The organism is Streptomyces sp. NPDC041940 (genome assembly GCF_055589465.1).
Genome location: NZ_JBVJBP010000019.1, coordinates 100,727 through 120,523 on the forward strand (window position 1 = coordinate 100,727; position 19,797 = coordinate 120,523).

At 71.8% G+C, this 19,797-nt stretch carries 17 protein-coding genes; 10 read left to right on the top strand and 7 right to left on the bottom strand.

All coding sequences use genetic code 11. The annotated features are described in order from the left end of the window. Positions 1-32 precede the first annotated feature (32 nt). Both ACZ6I3_RS28185 and cofC read right to left on the bottom strand, forming a co-directional pair. On the bottom strand, positions 33-236 hold the full coding sequence (locus tag ACZ6I3_RS28185; protein ID WP_184598572.1) for a hypothetical protein: 204 nt from the start codon (positions 234-236) through the stop codon (positions 33-35). A gap of 9 nt (positions 237-245) precedes the next feature. Beyond that, the gene (gene cofC, locus ACZ6I3_RS28190; RefSeq protein WP_469418375.1) at positions 246-884 is read right to left on the bottom strand and encodes a 2-phospho-L-lactate guanylyltransferase; all 639 of its coding nucleotides are present in this window, start codon (positions 882-884) and stop codon (positions 246-248) included. Positions 885-1,043: 159 nt separating this feature from the next. Between cofC and ACZ6I3_RS28195 the strand changes: the two genes are divergently transcribed. From ACZ6I3_RS28195 to ACZ6I3_RS28205, 3 genes are read left to right on the top strand one after another with little or no spacing between them, the layout of a single operon-like run. Next, the gene (locus tag ACZ6I3_RS28195) at positions 1,044-1,847 is read left to right on the top strand and encodes a lysophospholipid acyltransferase family protein (protein WP_469418377.1); all 804 of its coding nucleotides are present in this window, start codon (positions 1,044-1,046) and stop codon (positions 1,845-1,847) included. Further along, the gene (locus ACZ6I3_RS28200; protein ID WP_469418378.1) at positions 1,844-2,854 is read left to right on the top strand and encodes an NAD(P)H-dependent glycerol-3-phosphate dehydrogenase; all 1,011 of its coding nucleotides are present in this window, start codon (positions 1,844-1,846) and stop codon (positions 2,852-2,854) included. The genes ACZ6I3_RS28195 and ACZ6I3_RS28200 overlap by 4 nt, the downstream gene beginning before the upstream one ends. Positions 2,855-2,913: 59 nt before the next feature. Beyond that, a complete protein-coding gene (locus tag ACZ6I3_RS28205) occupies positions 2,914-4,071 on the top strand; it encodes a D-alanine--D-alanine ligase family protein (protein ID WP_469418379.1) in 1,158 nt (385 codons plus the stop codon). A gap of 34 nt (positions 4,072-4,105) precedes the next feature. On the opposite strand, the gene ACZ6I3_RS28210 is transcribed toward ACZ6I3_RS28205, so the two are convergent. Both ACZ6I3_RS28210 and ACZ6I3_RS28215 read right to left on the bottom strand, forming a co-directional pair. Further along, positions 4,106-4,624 (bottom strand): DUF3515 domain-containing protein, encoded by a 519-nt coding sequence (locus tag ACZ6I3_RS28210; protein ID WP_469418381.1) that lies wholly within the window; start codon positions 4,622-4,624, stop codon positions 4,106-4,108. A 20-nt stretch (positions 4,625-4,644) separates the two neighbouring features. Next, positions 4,645-4,878, bottom strand: a complete 234-nt coding sequence (locus tag ACZ6I3_RS28215; protein ID WP_399023310.1) for an Lrp/AsnC family transcriptional regulator — start codon at positions 4,876-4,878, stop codon at positions 4,645-4,647. A 206-nt stretch (positions 4,879-5,084) separates the two neighbouring features. On the opposite strand from ACZ6I3_RS28215, the gene ACZ6I3_RS28220 reads away from it, so the two are divergent. Both ACZ6I3_RS28220 and thiD read left to right on the top strand, forming a co-directional pair. Further along, complete coding sequence (locus ACZ6I3_RS28220) at positions 5,085-6,050, top strand: thiamine-phosphate kinase (RefSeq protein WP_469418383.1); 966 nt, start codon at positions 5,085-5,087, stop codon at positions 6,048-6,050. Then, positions 6,047-6,838, top strand: a complete 792-nt coding sequence (gene thiD, locus ACZ6I3_RS28225) for a bifunctional hydroxymethylpyrimidine kinase/phosphomethylpyrimidine kinase (RefSeq protein WP_469418385.1) — start codon at positions 6,047-6,049, stop codon at positions 6,836-6,838. Before ACZ6I3_RS28220 ends, thiD begins: the two co-directional genes overlap by 4 nt. A 98-nt stretch (positions 6,839-6,936) precedes the next feature. Here the strand turns inward: thiD and rpmB are convergent, their stop codons facing one another. Then, the gene (gene rpmB, locus ACZ6I3_RS28230) at positions 6,937-7,122 is read right to left on the bottom strand and encodes a 50S ribosomal protein L28 (protein WP_004924906.1); all 186 of its coding nucleotides are present in this window, start codon (positions 7,120-7,122) and stop codon (positions 6,937-6,939) included. A 247-nt stretch (positions 7,123-7,369) separates the two neighbouring features. Here rpmB and ACZ6I3_RS28235 point away from each other — a divergent pair, with 247 nt between their 5' ends. Further along, positions 7,370-9,091 carry a DAK2 domain-containing protein gene (locus tag ACZ6I3_RS28235; protein ID WP_469418387.1) on the top strand — a complete coding sequence of 574 codons (1,722 nt, stop codon included), beginning with the start codon at positions 7,370-7,372 and terminating at the stop codon, positions 9,089-9,091. Between the two features lie 9 nt (positions 9,092-9,100). Here the strand turns inward: ACZ6I3_RS28235 and ACZ6I3_RS28240 are convergent, their stop codons facing one another. Both ACZ6I3_RS28240 and ACZ6I3_RS28245 read right to left on the bottom strand, forming a co-directional pair. After that, complete coding sequence (locus ACZ6I3_RS28240) at positions 9,101-12,043, bottom strand: tetratricopeptide repeat protein (RefSeq protein ID WP_469418388.1); 2,943 nt, start codon at positions 12,041-12,043, stop codon at positions 9,101-9,103. Then, positions 12,040-13,878, bottom strand: coding sequence for an HSP90 family protein (locus tag ACZ6I3_RS28245; RefSeq protein WP_469418459.1), 1,839 nt, complete (start codon positions 13,876-13,878; stop codon positions 12,040-12,042). The genes ACZ6I3_RS28240 and ACZ6I3_RS28245 overlap by 4 nt, the downstream gene beginning before the upstream one ends. 189 nt (positions 13,879-14,067) lie before the next feature. On the opposite strand from ACZ6I3_RS28245, the gene ACZ6I3_RS28250 reads away from it, so the two are divergent. The 4 genes from ACZ6I3_RS28250 (at position 14,068) to ACZ6I3_RS28265 (ending at position 19,686) form a co-directional block, all read left to right on the top strand. Then, on the top strand, positions 14,068-17,319 hold the full coding sequence (locus ACZ6I3_RS28250) for a helicase-related protein (RefSeq protein WP_469418389.1): 3,252 nt from the start codon (positions 14,068-14,070) through the stop codon (positions 17,317-17,319). Positions 17,320-17,430: 111 nt separating this feature from the next. Further along, positions 17,431-18,018 carry a 16S rRNA (guanine(966)-N(2))-methyltransferase RsmD gene (rsmD, locus tag ACZ6I3_RS28255; RefSeq protein ID WP_469418391.1) on the top strand — a complete coding sequence of 196 codons (588 nt, stop codon included), beginning with the start codon at positions 17,431-17,433 and terminating at the stop codon, positions 18,016-18,018. A gap of 26 nt (positions 18,019-18,044) precedes the next feature. Next, complete coding sequence (gene coaD, locus ACZ6I3_RS28260) at positions 18,045-18,524, top strand: pantetheine-phosphate adenylyltransferase (protein ID WP_184598550.1); 480 nt, start codon at positions 18,045-18,047, stop codon at positions 18,522-18,524. A gap of 58 nt (positions 18,525-18,582) precedes the next feature. After that, positions 18,583-19,686, top strand: coding sequence for a cell division initiation protein (locus ACZ6I3_RS28265; RefSeq protein ID WP_469418392.1), 1,104 nt, complete (start codon positions 18,583-18,585; stop codon positions 19,684-19,686). The last annotated feature ends 111 nt before the right edge of the window (positions 19,687-19,797 follow it).

The window sequence follows — 19,797 nt, forward strand, 5'->3', positions numbered from 1 at the left end:
GCGTGTTCGGAAAGAGATCGTGCCGGCAGAGGTCAGAGGGTCTGCAGCGTCACCAGAGTGATCCTGAGGTCGTCCTTCGCGCCTTCCACCTCGATGCGCACGCGCTGCCCGGGGCGCAGCAGCCTGAGACCCCCCGCGTCGAACGCCGGAGCGTCGAAGGGCACCGGGGTGCCGTCGTCCAGGAGCACTTGCCCGCTGCGGCTCTCGGGGTCGTACGTGTACGCGGTCGCCTGCATGGCCGCAGCCTACTGCCCGGGGATCAGCAACCGCGCGGCGGCCGCGGCCGTATGGGGACCGACCCCCAGGGCCAGCGCGTCGCGCAGGTCGTCGCCGGTGTCCACGTCCTGGCGTACGGAATCCACGTCGGCGAGGCGCAGTTCCACGGCCCCGGAGGCGCTGTGCCGGGCCCGGGAATCCGTACCGAAGGCCGGGAGCAATTCACGGCCCGGGGTGGCGGCCAATAGGGTCGTACCGATTGCGGCCGCGTCCGGGAGGAATGCGCGCGGGAATTCAGCGGCCGCGTCGAGTACCCGGGCCAATTCCGGCGGGCGCAGTGCCGGCAGATCGGCGTTGAGCGCGGCCACCGGACTTCCGGGGCGAGTGGACCTCATGATCCCCGCCCCGTGCGCGAGAGCGGCGTTGAGGCCGCCGCCCGGCTCGTCGGGGATGATCGCGGCGCCGAGTACGGCCAGCTCACGGCCCGCCCGGGCGTCGTCCGTGACGACTGCCACATCCCGTACCGCGGGGCAGGCCAGCGCGGCCGCCACGGTGTCCTGGGCGAAGGCGAGCGCCAGGCCCGGCCGCAGCCCGTCGTCCGCGGTGTCCGCAAGCCTGCTCTTGGCCTGGGCCAGGGGTTTCAGGGGTACGACCAACGTCCACTGCACAGGTGTTCCGTCCCTCTCTTGTCGCGGTCATTGTCACCCGGGGCATCGGGCGGCGGGTGGGTCGGGGCGTACGGTGTTCTCGACAGACCGGCGGCCTGGGGCGACACTTGTGCGGCCCCCCGGTGGCCCCCGCTTCAGGCCCTAGAGGAAGGTGTCCGCGTGCCCCGCCGCAGAATCGGCTTCTGGTACCGCCTAGCTGCGGTGATCTGCAAACCGCCGCTGGTGGTTCTGCTCAGGCGGGACTGGCGCGGAATCGAGCACATTCCGGCTGATGGTGGATTTATCACCGCGGTGAACCATAATTCGCACATCGATCCTTTCGCCTACGCGCACTTTCAGTACAACACCGGCCGCGTCCCGCGATTCCTCGCGAAGAGCGGGCTTTTCAAGAGCGGATTCGTCGGGGCAGCGATGCGAGGCACCGGGCAGATCCCCGTCTACCGCGAGAGCACGGACGCGCTCAGCGCATTCCGGGCCGCGATCGAGGCCGTGAACCGTGGTGAATGCGTGGCCTTCTATCCCGAGGGCACTCTCACCCGCGATCCGGAAGGCTGGCCCATGACCGGCAAGACCGGGGCGGCGCGCGTCGCCCTGGAGACCAAGTGCCCGGTGATCCCCGTCGCCCAGTGGGGCTGCAACGAGCTGCTGCCGCCGTACGCGAAGAAGCCGCACCTCCTGCCGCGCAAGACGCACCGCGTGCTCGCCGGAGCGCCCGTGGACCTCACGCGCTTCTACGACCAGGAGATGACGGCGGAGCTCCTGAAGGAAGCCACCGAGGTCATCATGGCCGCCGTCACCTGTCAGCTGGAGGAGATCCGCGGGGAGAAGGCGCCCGCCACGCCCTACGACCCGCGCCGGGAGCGGATCGAACAGCGGCGCCGCACCCAGGCGCAGACACAGCGGGGCGGGCAGGAATCGGTGCAGTCGGTGCAGTCGGCGCAGGAAGAGGGGCTGGGCAAGTGAGCAAGCCGGTCAAGGCGGCGGTGCTGAGCGCCGGTTCGTGGGGTACGGCGTTCGGCATGGTGCTCGCCGACGCAGGGTGCGAGGTCACCCTGTGGGGGCGCCGTCCGGAGCTCGTGCAGGCGATCAACTCCACCCGCACCAATCCCGACTACTTCCCGGGCGTCGAGCTGCCGGAGAACGTACGGGCCACCACGGATCCCGCGGAAGCCGCCGCGGACGCCGACTTCACGGTCCTCTCGGTCCCCTCGCAGACCCTGCGCGGCAACCTCGCCGAGTGGAGCCCGCTGCTCGCCCCGAACACGGTCCTCGTGTCGCTGATGAAGGGCGTCGAACTCGGCTCCGCGATGCGGATGAGCGAGGTCATCGACGACGTCGCCAAGGTCGGCCCGGACCGCATCGCCGTGGTCACCGGGCCCAACCTGGCCCGGGAGATCGCCGCGCGGATGCCGGCCGCCGCTGTGGTCGCCTGCACCGACGAGGCCGTCGCCCGGCGGCTCCAGACCGCCTGCCACACGCCGTACTTCCGCCCGTACACCAACACCGACGTCATCGGCTGCGAACTCGGCGGCGCGGTGAAGAACGTCATCGGTCTCGCCGTCGGCATCGCGGACGGCATGGGTCTCGGCGACAACGCCAAGGGCTCGCTCATCACCCGCGGTCTCGCCGAGACCACCCGGCTCGGCATGGCCCTGGGCGCCGACCCGCTGACCTTCTCCGGACTCGCGGGCCTGGGCGACCTGGTGGCCACCTGCTCCTCGCCGCTGTCCCGCAACCACACCTTCGGCACCAACCTCGGCAAGGGCATGACCCTGCAGGAGACCATCGCGGTCACCAAGCAGACCGCCGAGGGCGTCAAGTCCTGCGAGTCGGTGCTGGATCTGGCCCGCCGGCACGGAGTCGACATGCCGATCACCGAGACGGTCGTGGACATCGTGCACGAGGGAAAGCCTCCGGTCGTGGCCCTCAAGGAGCTGATGTCGCGCAGCGCGAAGCCCGAACGACGCTGAGCGACGCGACGCCGGGGGCGCTGTATCCCTGTCCTACCAACGGGTACTCTCAACCCGATATGAGCACCGAGAACCTCCCCCAGAGCCCCGAGCAGCCGCCTCGCAAGCCGCGTGTGGCCGTCGTGTTCGGCGGGCGCAGCTCCGAACACGGGATCTCCGTGGTCACCGCCGGCGCCGTCCTCAAGGCCATCGACCGGACCAAGTACGACGTCCTGCCGATCGGCATCACCCAGGACGGACGTTGGGCGCTCACGGCGGACGAACCGGAGCGGATGGCGATCGTCGACCGGCGCCCGCCGAGCGTCGACGCGCTCGCCGAGTCCGACGAGGGCGGAGTGATCCTCCCGGTCGACCCCGCCAACCGCGAAGTCGTCTACAGCGAGCCGGGATCGGTTCCCAAGGCGCTCGGCGAGGTCGACGTGGTCTTCCCGGTGCTGCACGGCCCGTACGGCGAGGACGGCACCCTCCAGGGCCTTCTGGAGCTCTCCGGCGTCCCGTACGTGGGTTCGGGTGTGCTCTCCTCGGCCGTCGGCCAGGACAAGGAGTACATGAAGCGGGTGTTCACCTCCTTCGGGCTCGGGGTCGGCCCGTACGTGGTGGTCCGCCCGCGTGAGTGGGAGCGGGACGAGACCGCCGCCCGCAAGAAGATCGTGGACTTCGCCGGCGAGCACGGCTGGCCGCTGTTCGTGAAGCCCGCGCGCGCCGGTTCGTCGATCGGCATCACCAAGGTCGACGACCTCTCCGGACTCGACGAGGCGATCGCCGAGGCCCAGCGGCACGACCCGAAGATCCTCGTGGAGGCCGCGCTGCGGGGCCGCGAGATCGAGTGCGGCGTCCTGGAGTTCGAGGACGGCCCCCGGGCCTCCGCCCCCGCCGAGATCCCCCCGCCCGACGCGCACGCGTACTACGACTTCGAGGCCAAGTACATCGACTCGACGCCGGGGATCGTGCCCGCGCCGCTGACGCCCGAGGAGACGGCCGAGGTCCAGCGCCTGGCGGTCGAGGCCTTCGAGGCGGCGTCCTGCGAGGGCCTGGTCCGCGCGGACTTCTTCCTCACCGAGGGCGGCGAGTTCGTGATCAACGAGATCAACACGATGCCCGGCTTCACGCCCATCTCGATGTATCCGCAGATGTGGCAGGCGAGCGGGGTGTCCTACCCGGAGCTGGTGGACCGCCTGGTGCAGGCGGCACTTCGCCGTTCGACGGGCCTGCGCTGAATCGACCGCGCGTCGCGGCAAGCGTCAGGAGGTGTCAGGAGGCGATCCCCTCGGGGATCGCCTTCTTCACGGCCGAGGCCAGATCGATCAGTACCCCGGAGCTGTCCGGCCCCTTGGGCACGCGCACTTCCACGTACGCCTCCCGGTTGGCCGTGGTGAAGACGTGCCCCCCGTCGTCTCGCTGCTCCATCAGCCAGTCCACCCCGTTCACACCCCCGGCGACCGCGTCCGGATCACGTCCGTCCGCCACCTTCGGGTCGATCATCTTCGGCGGCTGCGGAACACCGCAGCGCAGTATGATCGCCGGGCTGCCCCAGCCCGCCGTCAGCGCCGACGCGGGCTCGGGATCCTCGCGACGCTCACCGTCCACCTTCGCGGGCAGTACCTTGTCCAGGTTCCGGCACAGTTCCGTGGCCTTCGCGCCCGGACTGGGAACCGCCGCCGACGCGCTGTCGTCTGCTGAGGAGCAGCCCGCGACAGTGATCAACAGCGCGAGAGCGGGCAGGCGGAACATGCGGAAGACAGAGCGGTGCCGGTGACGGAAAGAGTTCACCGGCACAGGGTAGACGGGGGCTAGATATGGACGACCGGGCAGGTCAGGGTGCGGGTGATGCCGTCCACCTGCTGGACCCTGGCGACCACCAGACGACCGAGATCGTCGACGGTGTCGGACTGGGCCCGCACGATGACGTCGTACGGTCCCGTCACGTCCTCGGCCTGGACGACCCCAGGGATCTTGCTGATCGTCTCGGCGACGGTCGACGCCTTGCCGACCTCCGTCTGGATCAGGATGTACGCCTGTACCACGGAACCTCCAGGGCGGCCACGAGGATCATGTGGGGAAAAGGAACGCCACGGTATCGCGTCGCCGCTCACCACGGGGAGACCCGTGGGGACCGGGTCTTGCGCGCCGGGGCGCGGGTCCGGCAGAACATGACGGTCACTTCGACCGTAGCGAGGCCCCAGTTGCCTCGCGACCGGGCATGCACAGGGACAGAAGGGGAGAGAGGGCAATGAAGGGCACTGTTGGTGAGCTCGGTGAGTTCGGGCTCATCAGGGAGCTCACCTCCCGTCTGACCACCACCCCGGCGGTCCGGGTCGGCCCCGGCGACGACGCCGCCGTGGTGGCCGCGCCCGACCGCAGGGTCGTGGCCAGTACGGACATCCTGGTGGAGGGCCGGCACTTCCGCCGGGACTGGTCGACGGCCTACGACGTGGGCCGCAAGGCCGCCGCGCAGAACCTCGCCGACATCGCCGCCATGGGCGCCGTACCGACCGCGCTGCTGCTCGGTCTGGTCGTCCCGGCCGACCTGCCGGTGACCTGGCCGAGCGAGCTGATGGACGGCCTGCGCGACGAATGCCAGGTGGCGGGCGCCGCCGTCGTCGGAGGTGACGTCGTACGCGGCGACTCGATCATGGTGTCGATCACGGCGCTGGGCGATCTGCGCAACCAGGAGCCCGTGACGCGGGCGGGCGCACAGCCCGGCGACCTCGTCGCGGTCACCGGCTGGCTCGGCTGGTCGGCGGCCGGGTACGCGGTGCTGTCGCGGGGGTTCCGCTCGCCGCGCGCGTTCGTGGAGGCCCACCGGCGTCCCGAGCCGCCCTATCACGCGGGTCCGGCCGCCGCCGGGCTCGGGGCGACCGCGATGTGCGATGTCAGCGACGGGCTGATCGCCGACCTCGGGCACATCGCCGAGGCCAGCAAGGTGCGGATCGACATCCGCTCCGGGGCCATCGACATCCCGACCCAGATGAACGACATCGGGCAGGCCGTCGGCGTCGACCCCATGCAGTGGGTGCTGACCGGGGGCGAGGACCACGCGATCGTGGCGACGTTCCCCTCGGACGTGAAGCTGCCCGCCCGCTGGAAGATCATCGGCGAGGTCCTCAACCCCTCGGCGCTGCCCCAGGTCACGGTCGACGGAGCGCCGTGGACCAGCAAGGGCGGCTGGGACCACTTCGGAGACATAGAGTCATGATCCCCAACGTCCTTACGGTGGCGGGCTCCGACTCCGGCGGAGGCGCGGGCATCCAGGCCGACCTGAAGACGATGCTCGCGCTCGGCGTGCACGGCATGAGCGTCGTCACGGCGGTGACCGCGCAGAACTCCCTCGGCGTGCAGGGGGCTTGGGAACTGCCCGTGGAGGCGGTGCGGGCCCAGTACCGCAGTGTCGTCGACGACATCGGCGTCCAGGCGGTCAAGACCGGCATGCTGGCCTCCGCGGAACTCGTGGAGGCGGTGGCCGGGTTGCTCGCGGGGACGGACGCCCCGGCGGTCGTCGACCCGGTGGGCGTCTCCAAGCACGGCGACGCCCTGCTCGCCGCCTCGGCGCTGGACTCCGTCCGTACGAAGCTGCTGCCGGTGGCCACGGTCGCCACCCCGAACCTCGACGAGGTGGCCCAGCTGACGGGGGTGCGGGTCGAGTCGGAGGAGGAACTGCGGCGCGCCGCGGCGGCCGTGCTGGCGTACGGGCCGCGCTGGGTGCTGATCAAGGGCGGGCATCTGCCCGGGGACGCCGTCGATCTGCTCACCGACGGCTCCGAGGAGCACTGGCTGCGGGCACCGCGCCATGACAACCGGCACACGCACGGTACGGGCTGCACGCTGGCCTCCGCGATCGCCGCACAGCTCGCGAAGGGGCGGTCCGTGCCGGAGGCGGTGGCGGCGGCCAAGGAGTACGTCACGGGGGCCGTCGCGGCCGGCTTCGCACTCGGCGGGGGCATCGGGCCGGTGGATCACGGCTGGCGGTTCCGCGGCGACGCGTAGCCGCTCAGCTGCGGCGCTCAGGCATGACAAAGAGCCGGTCCACCTGAGGTGGACCGGCTCTCTGAGCGAACCAGCAGTGGCCGCGCGCTAGCTGAGCGTCAGCGCGAGACCTTGCCGGCCTTGATGCACGAGGTGCAAGCGTTCACGCGCTTCGGCGTCCCGCCCACCACGGTACGCACGCGCTGGATGTTCGGGTTCCAGCGACGGGGCGTACGGCGGTGCGAGTGCGAGATGTTGTTGCCGAAGCCCGGCCCCTTGCCACAGACGTCGCAGTTGGCAGCCACGGGTCACTCCAAAGACTTCAGATGCACTTACGGTTGATCCCGGCATGCCGGAATCAGGATCGAAGATCTGAGTGGCGGTGCCAGGGGAATGGCCCGATTGGGATCGGGCAACCGGAGCAGCATACAACGACTGCTCCAGGACGACGAAACTACCATGGTCGGGCGGTGGTCTCACCTGGCCCACTTCCGGTGAGGGCCGCTCCGGAGACTACGCTGCGTGCCACGTCCAGCAGCTGAGGGAGGCACGGTGGCGCAGGTGCCGCAGACATTCTTCGATGCTCTCGCGGTGCGCACCTGGTGCGGTCTCGCTCTCGAGACCCTGGGGCGGGCGCGTGAGGAGATCGACGCGATCAATGTCTACCCCGTGGCGGACGGGGACACCGGCACGAACCTGTACCTGACCGTGGAGTCCGCGGTCGCGGCGGTCGAGGCGGTGTTCGCGGGCCACGCGGCGGGGTCGGGGCCCGAGGGGCCGACGCTCGCCGACGCCGCCCGGGCGATGGCGCACGGGGCGCTCATCGGTGCCCGCGGGAACTCCGGGACGATCCTCGCCCAGCTGCTGCGCGGCATGGCCCAGGTGCTGGCCGACGACGAGGCCGCCGACGCCGACGGCCAGGGCCTGCGGCTCGCCCTGCGGCACGCGGCCGACTCCGCCCGCCAGGCCGTGGCCCACCCCGTCGAGGGCACCGTCCTCACGGTCGCCTCGGCCGCCGCCGACGCCGCCGACGGTGCCGAGGGCGACTGCGGGAAGGTGGCCCGGGCGGCCTACGAGGCAGCGCGCGCCGCACTCGCCGCGACCCCGGGCCAGCTGCCCGTCCTGGAACGCGCCGGGGTGGTCGACGCCGGTGGGCGAGGGCTGGTGGCGGTGCTCGGGGCACTGGTGGAGACGTTCACGGGGGAGATGCCCCGGGCGGTGGTGGCGGGTGCGGTGAGCGTGCCCGGGGCCAGGGTGCCCGGGGAAGTGGTGGCTGGGGAGCAGGTGGGCTTGTGCCTCGGCCCGGACGAGGACCCCCGCGACGTCCACGCGCGCGTGGACGTCGCCGACGGCCCCGCCTTCGAGGTGATCTACCTCCTGGAGGCCGAGGACGCGGCCGTGGCGCGGCTGCGGGAGCGGCTCGACGCCCTCGGGGACTCCCTCGTCGTGGTCGGCGGTGACGGGCTGTGGAACGTCCATGTCCATGTCGACGACGCGGGCGCCGCCGTCGAGGCCGGCATCGAGGCCGGGCGGCCCTACCGGATCCGCATCACGCACTTCGGCGCCGGCGACGTGCACACCACCGGCGCCGAGCGGCCGCCCCGGGAGCCCGCCCAGCGCGCCGTCGTGGCCGTCGTGCCCGGTGAGGGCCTGGCCGGGCTGTACGCCGAGGCCGGCGCGACCACCGTGCTCGCACGCCCCGGGGAGCCGCCCGCGAGCGGCGAGCTCGTACAGGCCGTACGGCGGGCCCACGCGCGCGAGGTCGTGCTGCTGCCCAACGACGCCGAGCTGCGGCACACCGCCGCGGCGGCGGCCGAGCAGGCCCGTACGGAGGGCATCCGCGTGGCCCTCATCCCGACCCGCTCGGCGGTCCAGGGCATCGCCGCGCTGGCCGTGCACGAGCCGGAGCGCCGCTTCGACGAGGACGTGGTGTCGATGACCTCGGCGGCCGGCGCGACCCGCTACGCCGAGGTGACCGTCGCCGAACGCCAGTCCTGGACGATGGCCGGCATCTGCCAGGCCGGCGACGTCCTCGGCCTGATCGACGGCGACGTGGCCGTGATCGGCGCGGACGTGGCGGCCACCGCCGAGACCGTCCTGGACCGGATGCTCGCGGCCGGGGGCGAGATGGTCACCCTGGTGCTCGGCGACGACGCCCCCGAGACGATCGCCGAGCACCTGGAGAGCCGGGTCCGCGAGGGGTACCTCGCCGTCGACACGGTCGTGTACCGGGGCGGACGGCAAGGAGCCCTGCTCCTCATCGGCGTGGAGTAGGACAGGACCTCAGCCCTGCCGCTCCGCCACGGACTGGAGCAGGTGCCCGGCCTCCGCCCGCCGGGCCCGCACCTCCTGGCCCTCGTCGGCGCCCGTGTCGTCGAAGCCGTCGTGTCCCTCGTACGCCGCCAGCACGGCACGCGCGCGTGCCACGGCCTCGGCGGGGCGGCCCAGGTCGGCCTCCAGCCGGCCCGCGGCCAGCTCGGCGCCGGTGCGGCTGTGCAGGGCGCCGTCCCCGAGGGCCGTGAACACCTCTACCGACCGGATCACTTGGGACAGGGCCTCCTCCATCACGGCCCCGGCAGAGGCGTCTTCGGCGCCCTCGGAGACGGAGCGGGCCAGCAGGTCGCCGAACTGCCGGTGGGTGTGGCCGAGTTCGGCCGTGAGCAGGAGCCGGGACTCCTCGTCGGCGGCCTCGTCCCGTGCCGTCTGGCAGGCCCGGACCGCGCTCGCCATCAGGCCGCGAGCCTCCTCCGGCCCGTCCGGCTCGTGCAGTGCCAGCCAGGCGCGGGCGCGCAGGGAGCGGACCAGCCCGTGGGTGTTGCCGAGTTCGCGCCACAGGTCGCCCGCCCGTGTGTAGGCCCGGTCCGCCTCTTCGGCCAGCCCGGCCTGCGCGAGTGACTCACCGGCCAGGTGGGCGAGGGTGGCGTGGTCGTGCTGCTCGGGCCAGTGCCGGGCGATCTCGGCCGCCCGCAGGCGCTGTTCGGCTGCCGCGCGGTGCTCGCCGAGTTCGCTCAGGCAGTCACCCAGCCACCACCGCGTCTGCACGACCGCCCCGTCGCCGTGTGTCTCGGTGGTCAGATCGGGCAGCGCCGACTCCAGCACCTCGGCGGCCTCGGCCCACCGCTCCTGCCGCAGCAGGAACCCGCCGAGCTGCTGCCGTGCCCAGGCACCCAGCGTCGCGCTCTCGCCCGCCTCGTCGGCCCAGTGCGCGGCCTGCAGGGCGTGCTCGGCGGCCTCCACGGCCGCGCCCCGGCCGCCGGTCACCTCGGCGAGCTGGAGGTGCAGCTGGGCCCTCCCCGGCGCCTCCAGCTGTGCCCCGCCGTGCTCCAGGGCCGCCCGCAGCGCCCGTTCCGCCTCCGCCATGTCGTCGAGGTGGTGGGCCAGGGAGGCCAGCCGGGCCTCGTACTCCACCGCGTACCAGGGCAGCCCGGCCGCGACGAACGCCGCCGCGCCCCGCGCGAACAGCGCCGCGGCCGACTTCAGGTCCCCGGCCAGTCCCGCCAGCTCGGCGAGCATCGCCTGCGCCTCGGCGGCCCGCGCGGCCAGCCGTACGTCCTCCCCGGTCCGCCCGTCGACGAGCGCGAGGAGTTCGCGGACGGCGGCTTCGGCCTCCGCGAGCACCGCCTCCGTCCCGGGACCCTCGGCCGCGTGCGCCCGGCGCATCAGGATCCGGGCCCGTCCCATCACGACGGACGCCGTCTGCCGCAGGCCCGTGCCGTCGGCGGCGTACAGCGCGAGGATCTCGTCGTACGGGCCTGCCACGGCCGCGACCGCCTCGGCCACGTCACCCCCGAGAGCGCGGACGTACGCCGCACGCGCGCGTGCCGCCAGGGCCTCGCCCGGGTCGCCCGCCTCCGCGTACAGCCCTGCGGCCCGCTCGAAGAGCGCGGCACCCCCGGGGCCGAGGCCCATCGCCTCGTGGTCCGCGATCTCGGCCCGGTCGCGCGGGTCCAGCTCGACGCCCTCCGCGGCCCCGGCGACCGCCGCCCACGCCTCCACGGCGTTCGGCCGCAGGCTGTCCGACAGCCGCCGTGCCTCGGCCAGCAGGGCGGTCAGATCCGGCTGCCCGGTGGCGGGGGTCGTCACGGCCGGGGGAGCGGGCGGAGGCACCGGCCGCACCGACCGCACCCCCAGCGGCAGCCGCTCCACCAGGGGTTGCCGCGCCATACGCGCGCGTGCCCGCTCGCTGACGTACGCAGTGCCGTTGCGCTCGTCGAAACGCGCCGCCAGGGCCAGGGCCTCCGCACGCGCGTGCGTGGCCAGTTCCCGGGCGGTCCACTCCCGGCCGGCCGGGCCCGGCACCTGCCGGTCGCCGAGACCGAGTCCGGTCAGACGGTCCATGAGCAGGGCCACCACGCTCATGAAGTCCAGCTTGCTCTGCGGCTGCCCGTCGTCCGTGAAGTACGCGGGCCGCTCCGCGAGCAGCTCCAGACCGCGCGCCTCGTTGCCGGTCAGCGCGCAGAACTCCACGTGCTCCGCGTACGCGGAGCGCATGCTCTCCATGGCCCGGACCAGCCGGAAGCCCCGCAGATGGTGCGCGCGGGCCTCGTCCAGGCGGCCCAGCCGCAGCAGCGGCACCAGGGAGGAGGCGAGGGCCGTGTGCGGCTCGTGGGCGCAGGCGTACTCGCCCTCCAGCACCGGCCGCCACAGCTCCACGGCCTCCGCGTCCCGGCCCCGCTCCGCCTGCCACCAGCCCTGCCCGTGCAGCTCGCACGCGTGGCAGTCGGCCATGCTGTCCCGGTCCGCGGCCAGCCACGCGGCGTACGCCCGCTCGGCCCGCGCGACGTCCCCGACATGGGCGGCCACGCTGTGCTCCGCGCCGCGCACGGCCCGCTCGGAGTGCCCGGCGAGCCGGTAGCGGTGCTCCATCTCGCCGAGCCACTTCTCGATCGACGCGAGCGGGACGTGCGGCTGGTCGAGCATGCCGGACGACACCCACTTGAAGACCCAGTGCAGCGAGTGGGTCTCGTACTCGTCGAAGTCCTCGGGGTGTTCGTCCCACAGGCGCAGCAGGCGGGCGAAGGGGACGAACATCTTCCCCTTCTCGGAGCTGTAGTTGTAGACCTTCAGCTGGTGCCCGAGCGCCTCGATCACGGCGAGCGGGATGCTCAGCTTCTCGGCCGCCGTCAGCAGCTCCTCCGCGCGCGCGTTGCGGGCAGGACCCTCCGGCTCCTCGGAGTTCTCCGCCATCGCCCGGCGCAGCGCGTCGAAGTCGGTGATCTCGCTCATGCCTGACCGTCCTCGCTGTGCGTGGCCCACTCAAGGAGACCGATGAACGCGCGGTTGAGCAGCGCCGAATCGGCGGGCCTCAGCGGCCGCTGCGCCATCAGCAGGGCCTGCCCGTACAGCGACTCCGTCGCCGTGCCGATCAGCTCCGGGTCGCGCAGCGCGCTGATCCGGCGGACCAGCGGATTGAGATGGTTCAGCACCAGACGCGCGCGGGGGGCACTGCCGCGCAGGGAGCCGAGGATGCCCGCCCACAGGTCGTCGGCCTGCGCCTCGGCGTCGGCCCGGGCCTGTTCGTGCCGGGCGTCCCGGTCGTCGAGGTGCAGCGCGGGCACCGAGAGCGGGTGGAAGGCCCGCAGCACCACGTCGCAGCCCAGCTGGTCGAGCCGGGCCCGCGCCGCCGCGAGGAAGCCCGAAAGAGCCAGCTCCTCGGCCGGGTCGACCGCGTCCAGATGGGCGGTCACCGTGTCCGCGTCCAGCTCGGCGACCACGGTCCCCGGCCGCACCGAGGGCAGCGCCTCCACCAGCTCGCTGTCGTACGTGTAACCGCCGTTGATCACGCCGATGCCCTGCGCGGACGCGATCGGCGCGACCTGCCGGTACTCCTCGACGGTCCGCGTGAAGTGCACCACCGGGTGCCGTTGCGCGAACTCCTCCAGGGACAGCCGCCCGTCGGTCGTCTCGAAGGGCAGCCACGGCAGCATCGTGCGCAGCATCTCGCGGTCGTGCCGGGCCAGCGACTTCACACCCAGGTGGTGCACCGACAGGAACGCGGCCAGCCGTTCCGGATCACCGGCCGCCAGGCCCGTCAGCCACGCGCGGATCCGCTCGCCCAGCGCCTCCCGTACGGCGGCCAGGGTCTCGTCCTCGTACAGCGACTCGCGCGAGGCCGTCGGCCGCAGACTGTCCGTGTCGAGCACGCAGCGCACGAAGAACGCCCAGTCGGGCAGCAGCTGCTCGGCCCGCTCGGTCAGCAGCATGCCCTTGAGATGCACGCGATGACCCGCGCGCTGCGCCGGGCTGACCGCCGACGGCAGCACATACGCCACCCCGCGGATGCCGGCCAGCGGCACGGCCAGGTCGATCGTGTCCAACGGGGTGAAGCCGAACAGGTCGTGGCAGTGCCGGGCGAGGGCGACGCGGCGTCCGGCCGGGCTCGGATACGAACGGTCCCAGGGCGCCGGGAGGTCGGTGACCGCCTCGTCGCCCACCCGGACGTCGTACGGCAGCAGCGACCCGAAGTCCCGCGCCAGGGCCGCGACCCGCTCGGGCGTGAGCCACTCCGCCGCACCCGCCCGGGCCACCAGATGCACGGTGGTGCCCGGTTCGGGCCGCTCGGCGTCCGGCAGCGTCCGCACGGTGTACGAACCGTCGTCCCGGGCCGTCCACTCCACGGGCGGTGCCCCGGGCGTACGGGCGCTGCGGCTGACGACCCGGATCCGCTCGGCCACGACGAAACAGGCCAGCAGCCCGATGCCGAACTGCCCGAGGAAGTCGGAGCGGGCCTCCTGAAGCCCCTCGGCGCGCTTGGAACTGCGCCCGATCGTGGCGAGCAGACTGTGCACGTCCGCCTCGGTGAGGCCCACGCCGGTGTCCTCGACCCGCAGCGCGCCGCCCTCCGCGTACAGCCGCACCCGGGCCGGAGCGTCGGGCTCGTCCGTGCGTCTGGCGGTGATGGCGTCCACCGCGTTCTGCAGCAGCTCGCGCAGATACACCTTGGGACTGGAGTAGAGGTGGTGGGAGAGCAGGTCCACCAGACCACGGAGGTCGACCTGGAACGTATGAGGTGACTGGGGCGAACGGGGTGCCTGGGAAGCCTGTGAGGTCTCGGAATCCATCATCACGGCGCCGGTGGGAGGACTCGCGACGGCGCGGGGTCGGGCGGTCCCGGTGGGGCGGTGACCGCGAAGAAGGGCCGGGAGCGCGTCATCCTATGGCCCGAACCAGCCGTCTGACCAGGGATTTCCGGGACGTATACGGCAATGATCGCCGCGGCCTCTACGGCATTGTCAGTGGCGTGGTGTGCAATGGATCTCGTGCCCGCACTGGAAGAACCCCTGCGACAACCGCTGAAGTCGGTGCTCGGCCCCGCCACCGCGAAGGTGATGGCCGAGCACCTCGGCCTGCTCACCGTCGGCGACCTGCTCCACCACTACCCGCGCAGATACGAGGAGCGCGGCCAGCTCACCCACCTCGCCGACCTCCCCATGGACGAGCACGTCACGGTGGTCGCCCAGGTGGCCGACGCCCGCCTGCACAGCTTCGCCTCCGCCAAGGCCCCGCGCGGCAAGGGCCAGCGCCTCGAAGTCACCATCACGGACGGCAGCGGCCGCCTCCAACTGGTCTTCTTCGGCGCCGGAGTCCACAAGCCCCACAAGGAGCTCCTGCCGGGCACGCGCGCGATGTTCGCGGGCAAGGTCTCCGTCTTCAACCGCCGCCTCCAACTCGCTCATCCCGCCTACGAGTTGCTGCGCGGCAACCCCGACGATCCCGACGAGTCCGTCGAGACCTGGGCCGGCGCCCTGATCCCGATCTACCCCGCCACCGCCAAGCTGGAGTCCTGGAAGATCGGCAAGGCGCTCCAGACGGTCCTGCCCACGGCCCAGGAGGCCGTCGACCCGCTGCCGGACTCCCTGCGCCAGGGCCGCGGCCTGGTCCCCCTCCCCGAGGCCCTGCTGAAGATCCACCGCCCGCACATCAAGGCGGACATCGAGGAAGCCCGCGCCCGCCTCAAGTGGGACGAGGCCTTCGTCCTCCAGGTCGCCCTGGCCCGCCGCCGCCACGCGGACGCCCAACTCCCCGCGGTGCCCCGCAAGCCCACCCCCGACGGACTCCTCTCCTCCTTCGACGCCCGCCTCCCCTTCACCCTCACCGACGGCCAGCAGCGGGTCTCCAGGGAGATCTTCGACGACCTGGCCACCGACCATCCGATGCACCGGCTGCTCCAGGGGGAGGTCGGTTCGGGCAAGGCCCAGCCTCTCGACTCGCTGGTGCTCACGCCCACGGGCTTCCGCCGTATGGGGGACCTGCGGGCGGGCGACGAGGTGGTGGTGCCGGATGGTGACATCGCGCTGATCGACGGCGTTTTCCCCCAAGGAGAGCGCGATGTATGGCGACTGGTGCTGTCCGACGGGAGTTCCGTCGAGTGCGACGACGAGCACCTCTGGATCGTCGGCACGAGCTGCGGGTGGCACCGAGGCCAGGCACCCAAGGTCATGACGACGCGGGAGATCCGACTCGACGCCTTCAAGGCCAACGGTTCCTCGAAGTGGTACATCCCAGCGGCGAAACCGGTCGATCTCGGAGGTGACTCCGGGCTGCCCCTCGACCCGTACCTGTTCGGCCTGCTGCTGGGAGACGGCTCCTTCCGGCACAGTCTCCGTCTCTCCACCATCGACGACGAGATCCGTGACGCGGTAGGGACGGCAGTGGCGCCTGAATGCCGGCTGGTACCGGTGAAGGGATCGCGCTGCGACTACACGATCCAGCTCGCGCAGCGTGCCGAAGGCGTGCGCAACCCGGTGATCCAGACCTTGCGCGAGTTGGGTCTCTGGGGAGCGACATCCCACGGCACGTTCGTCCCGGAAGACTTCAAGAACACGTCGGTCAAAAGCCGTCTCGCCCTGCTGCAGGGCCTTCTGGACACGGACGGCACCGTCCACGCCGACGGCATGAGCATCTCCCTCTGCTCGGCTTCGCGTCGACTGGCGGAGGACACTGCCTGGCTCGTGCGGTCTCTGGGCGGCCGGGCACGGGTACTACCGGAGAAGGCCGCATACAACGTCTCGGTGTCCTTGCCGGACGAATACGCCCCGTTCAGGCTCACCCGCAAAGCCGAACGCGTGCGCCCGAGGCCGAAGTACAACACGTTCCGGCGCGGTATCCGGGCTGTCGAGTACGTGGGCCGGAAACCCGTCCAGTGCATCAGCGTCGCCCACCCGAGCCGTGCCTACGTCACCGACAACTTCACGGTCACCCACAACACCATGGTCGCCCTGCGCGCCATGCTCGCCGTGGTCGACGCCGGCGGGCAGGCCGCCATGCTCGCGCCCACCGAAGTGCTCGCCCAGCAGCACCACCGCTCCATCACCGAGATGATGGGCGAGCTGGCCGAGGGCGGCATGCTGGGCGGGGCCGAGCGGGCCACCAAGGTGGTGCTGCTCACCGGTTCCATGGGGACGGCCGCCCGCCGGCACGCCCTGCTCGACCTCACCACCGGCGAGGCCGGCGTCGTCATCGGCACGCACGCGCTGATCGAGGACAAGGTCCGGTTCCACGACCTGGGCCTGGTCGTGGTCGACGAACAGCACCGCTTCGGCGTCGAGCAGCGCGACGCTCTGCGCGGCAAGGGCAAACAGCCCCCGCACCTCCTGGTCATGACCGCCACGCCCATCCCGCGCACGGTGGCCATGACGGTCTTCGGCGACCTGGAGACCTCCGTCCTCGACCAGCTCCCGGCCGGTCGCTCGCCGATCGCCAGCCATGTCGTCCCGGCCGCCGACAAGCCCCACTTCCTGGCCCGGGCGTGGGAACGGGTCCGCGAGGAAGTGGGCAACGGCCATCAGGCGTACGTCGTCTGCCCGCGCATCGGCGACGAGGAGGACGGCTCCAAGAAGTCCGGGAAGAAGAAGCCCTCCGAGTCCCCGGAGGACGCCGCCGAGAAGCGCCCGCCCCTCGCCGTCCTCGACGTGGCGGACCAGCTCTCCAAGGGCCCGCTCAGCGGCCTCAGGGTGGAGGTCCTGCACGGCCGTATGCAGCCCGACGACAAGGACGCGGTCATGCGCCGCTTCGCCGCGGGGGAGACCGACGTCCTGGTCGCCACGACGGTCATCGAGGTCGGCGTCAACGTCCCCAACGCCACCGCGATGGTCATCATGGACGCCGACCGCTTCGGCGTCTCCCAGCTCCACCAGCTGCGCGGCCGCGTCGGCCGTGGCTCGGCGCCCGGCCTGTGCCTCCTGGTCAGCGAGATGCCCGAGGCGAGCGCGGCCCGCCAGCGCCTGAACGCCGTCGCCGCCACCCTCGACGGCTTCGAACTCTCCCGCATCGACCTGGAACAACGCCGCGAGGGCGACGTCCTCGGCCAGGCCCAGTCGGGCGCCAGGACATCCCTGAAGGTCCTCGCCGTCATCGAGGACGAGGAGATCATTGCGGAGGCGAGGGAGGAGGCGACGGCGGTAGTGGCCACCGACCCGGAATTGACCCACCTCCCGGCACTGCGAACGGCTCTGGACGCCCTACTGGATGAGGAACGGGAGCAGTACCTGGAGAAGGGGTGAGGGGACCAACCCTCTTTCAGGGGCGCGGGGCTGTACTCCATATGCGGCTACCGCCGCGCGGGCGCGACCAGCCACAATGAACCCGAAGCCGCCCACGACCAAGGACCACAGATGACGCGCGTGATCGCCGGCACAGCCGGCGGACGTCGACTCGCCGTACCCCCCGGCACCGGCACCCGCCCCACCTCCGACCGCGCACGCGAAGGCCTCTTCTCCACCTGGCAGTCCCTCCTCGGCGGCCCTCTGGAAGGCGAACGCGTCCTCGACCTCTACGCGGGATCAGGCGCGGTCGGCCTGGAGGCCCTGTCCCGAGGCGCGGGCCACACCCTCCTCGTAGAGGCCGACGCGCGAGCGACCCGCACGGTCCGCGAGAACGTGAAGAACCTCGGACTCCCCGGCGCCGAAGTCAGATCGGGCAAAGCGGAACAGATCATCCGCACGCAGCCCCCTGGCGAGCCCTACGACCTCGTCTTCCTCGACCCCCCGTACGCCGTCACGGACGACGATCTTCGCGAGATCCTCCTCACACTCCGTACCGAGGGCTGGCTCGCCGAGGAAGCCCTCGTCACCGTGGAGCGCAGCACCAGAGGCGGTGAATTCCGGTGGCCCGAGGGTTTCGAACCCCTCCGGGCCCGTCGCTACGGCGAGGGAACGTTTTGGTACGGTCGCGCCGCCTCAACGTGCGAAGACGCACGATGACCGGACCGGAGAGCGAGGGAACACAAGTGCGCCGCGCCGTCTGTCCCGGGTCGTTCGACCCGATCACCAACGGACACCTCGACATCATCTCCCGCGCCTCCAGGCTGTACGACGAGGTCTACGTCGCGGTGATGATCAACCAGGCCAAGAAGGGCCTGTTCGAGATCGAGGAGCGGATCGACCTGATCCGCCGGGTCACCGCCGAGTACGGGAACGTCCGCGTGGAGGCCTTCCACGGCCTGCTCGTCGACTTCTGCAAGCAGCGCGACATCCCCGCCATCGTCAAGGGCCTGCGCGCGGTCAGCGACTTCGACTACGAGCTGCAGATGGCCCAGATGAACAACGGCCTCTCGGGCGTGGAGACCCTCTTCATCCCCACCAACCCCACCTACAGCTTCCTGTCGTCCTCCCTGGTCAAGGAGGTCGCGACCTGGGGCGGTGACGTCTCCCACCTGGTCCCGGCGGAGGTCCTCCAGGAGCTCAACGAGCGTCTGCGCAAGGACTGATGGGACTACAGTCGTCCCGTCCGTCTCCAACGCATCTGTAGAGAGTGGCGAGCACACCGTGGACGTGCAGAAGAAGCTCGACGAGATCGTCTCCGCGGTCTCCGGCGCCCGGTCCATGCCCATGTCGGCCTCGTGCGTGGTCAACCGCGCCGAACTGCTCTCGCTGCTGGAAGAGGTGCGCGCGGCGCTGCCCGACTCGCTCGCCCAGGCCCAGGAGCTGATCGGCGGCCGCGAGCAGATGGTCGAGCACGCCCGCCAGGAGGCCGAGCGGATCATCGGGCAGGCGCACGCCGAGCGCGGCTCGCTGATCTCCGACACCGAGGTCGCCCGCCGTTCCCAGGCCGAGGCCGACCGGATCCTCGCCGAGGCCCGCCAGGAGGCCGAGGAGGTCCGCGCCGAGGCGGACGACTACGTCGACTCCAAGCTCGCCAACTTCGAGGTCGTCCTCACCAAGACCCTCGGCTCCGTCGGCCGCGGCCGCGAGAAGCTCCTCGGCACCGGCCCCGGCGTGGACGAGCAGGGCTACGAGGACGAGGACGCCCCCGAGCGCAGCCAGGACCCGGAGACCCTGCGCCGTACCGCCGACGAGTACGTCCACGCCAAGCTGGGCTCCTTCGAGGCGGTCCTCGCCAAGACCCTGGACGCCGTCGGCCGCGGCCGGCAGAAGCTGCACGGCCGTATCGCCAGCGACGACCTGGGCGCCCTCGCGGACGACCTCAGCACGGTCCAGCACTCCAGCGACGCCGACTACCTCGCCGACCTGGCCGCCCTCGCGGACCAGAAGCCCCCGGCCGAGCAGCCCGCCCAGCAGCAGGACTACGGCCAGCCGCAGCCGGCCTATTCCCCCACCTCCGGCTACGCTCCGGCGGGAGGTGCCCCCATCCAGCAGCAGCCCGACCCCTACGGCGGCGGCTACCCGCAGCAGGCCTATGCGGCCCAGCAGGACCCGTACGGCTACCAGCACGCCGATCCCTACGCCTATCAGGGCTACGACGCCCAGCAGGCCGCGTACGACCCGAACCAGGCCCAGCAGGTCCAGCAGGCGCAACAAGCCCAGCAGGCCCAGCAGGGATACGCCCTCGACGAGACCAGCCTCTTCGACACCGGCATGATCAGTGCCGAGCAGTTGAGGGCCTACGAGCAGGGTCGCGGCAACGGATGAGCACCGGATTGGGCCGACAGCGAAAGGTCCAGTATCCTGGCTCTTCGGTCGCGCGTACGTCCGCGATCCACGCTGCCCGGAACATCAAGGGCGGCAACCCTCTCAGCTCGA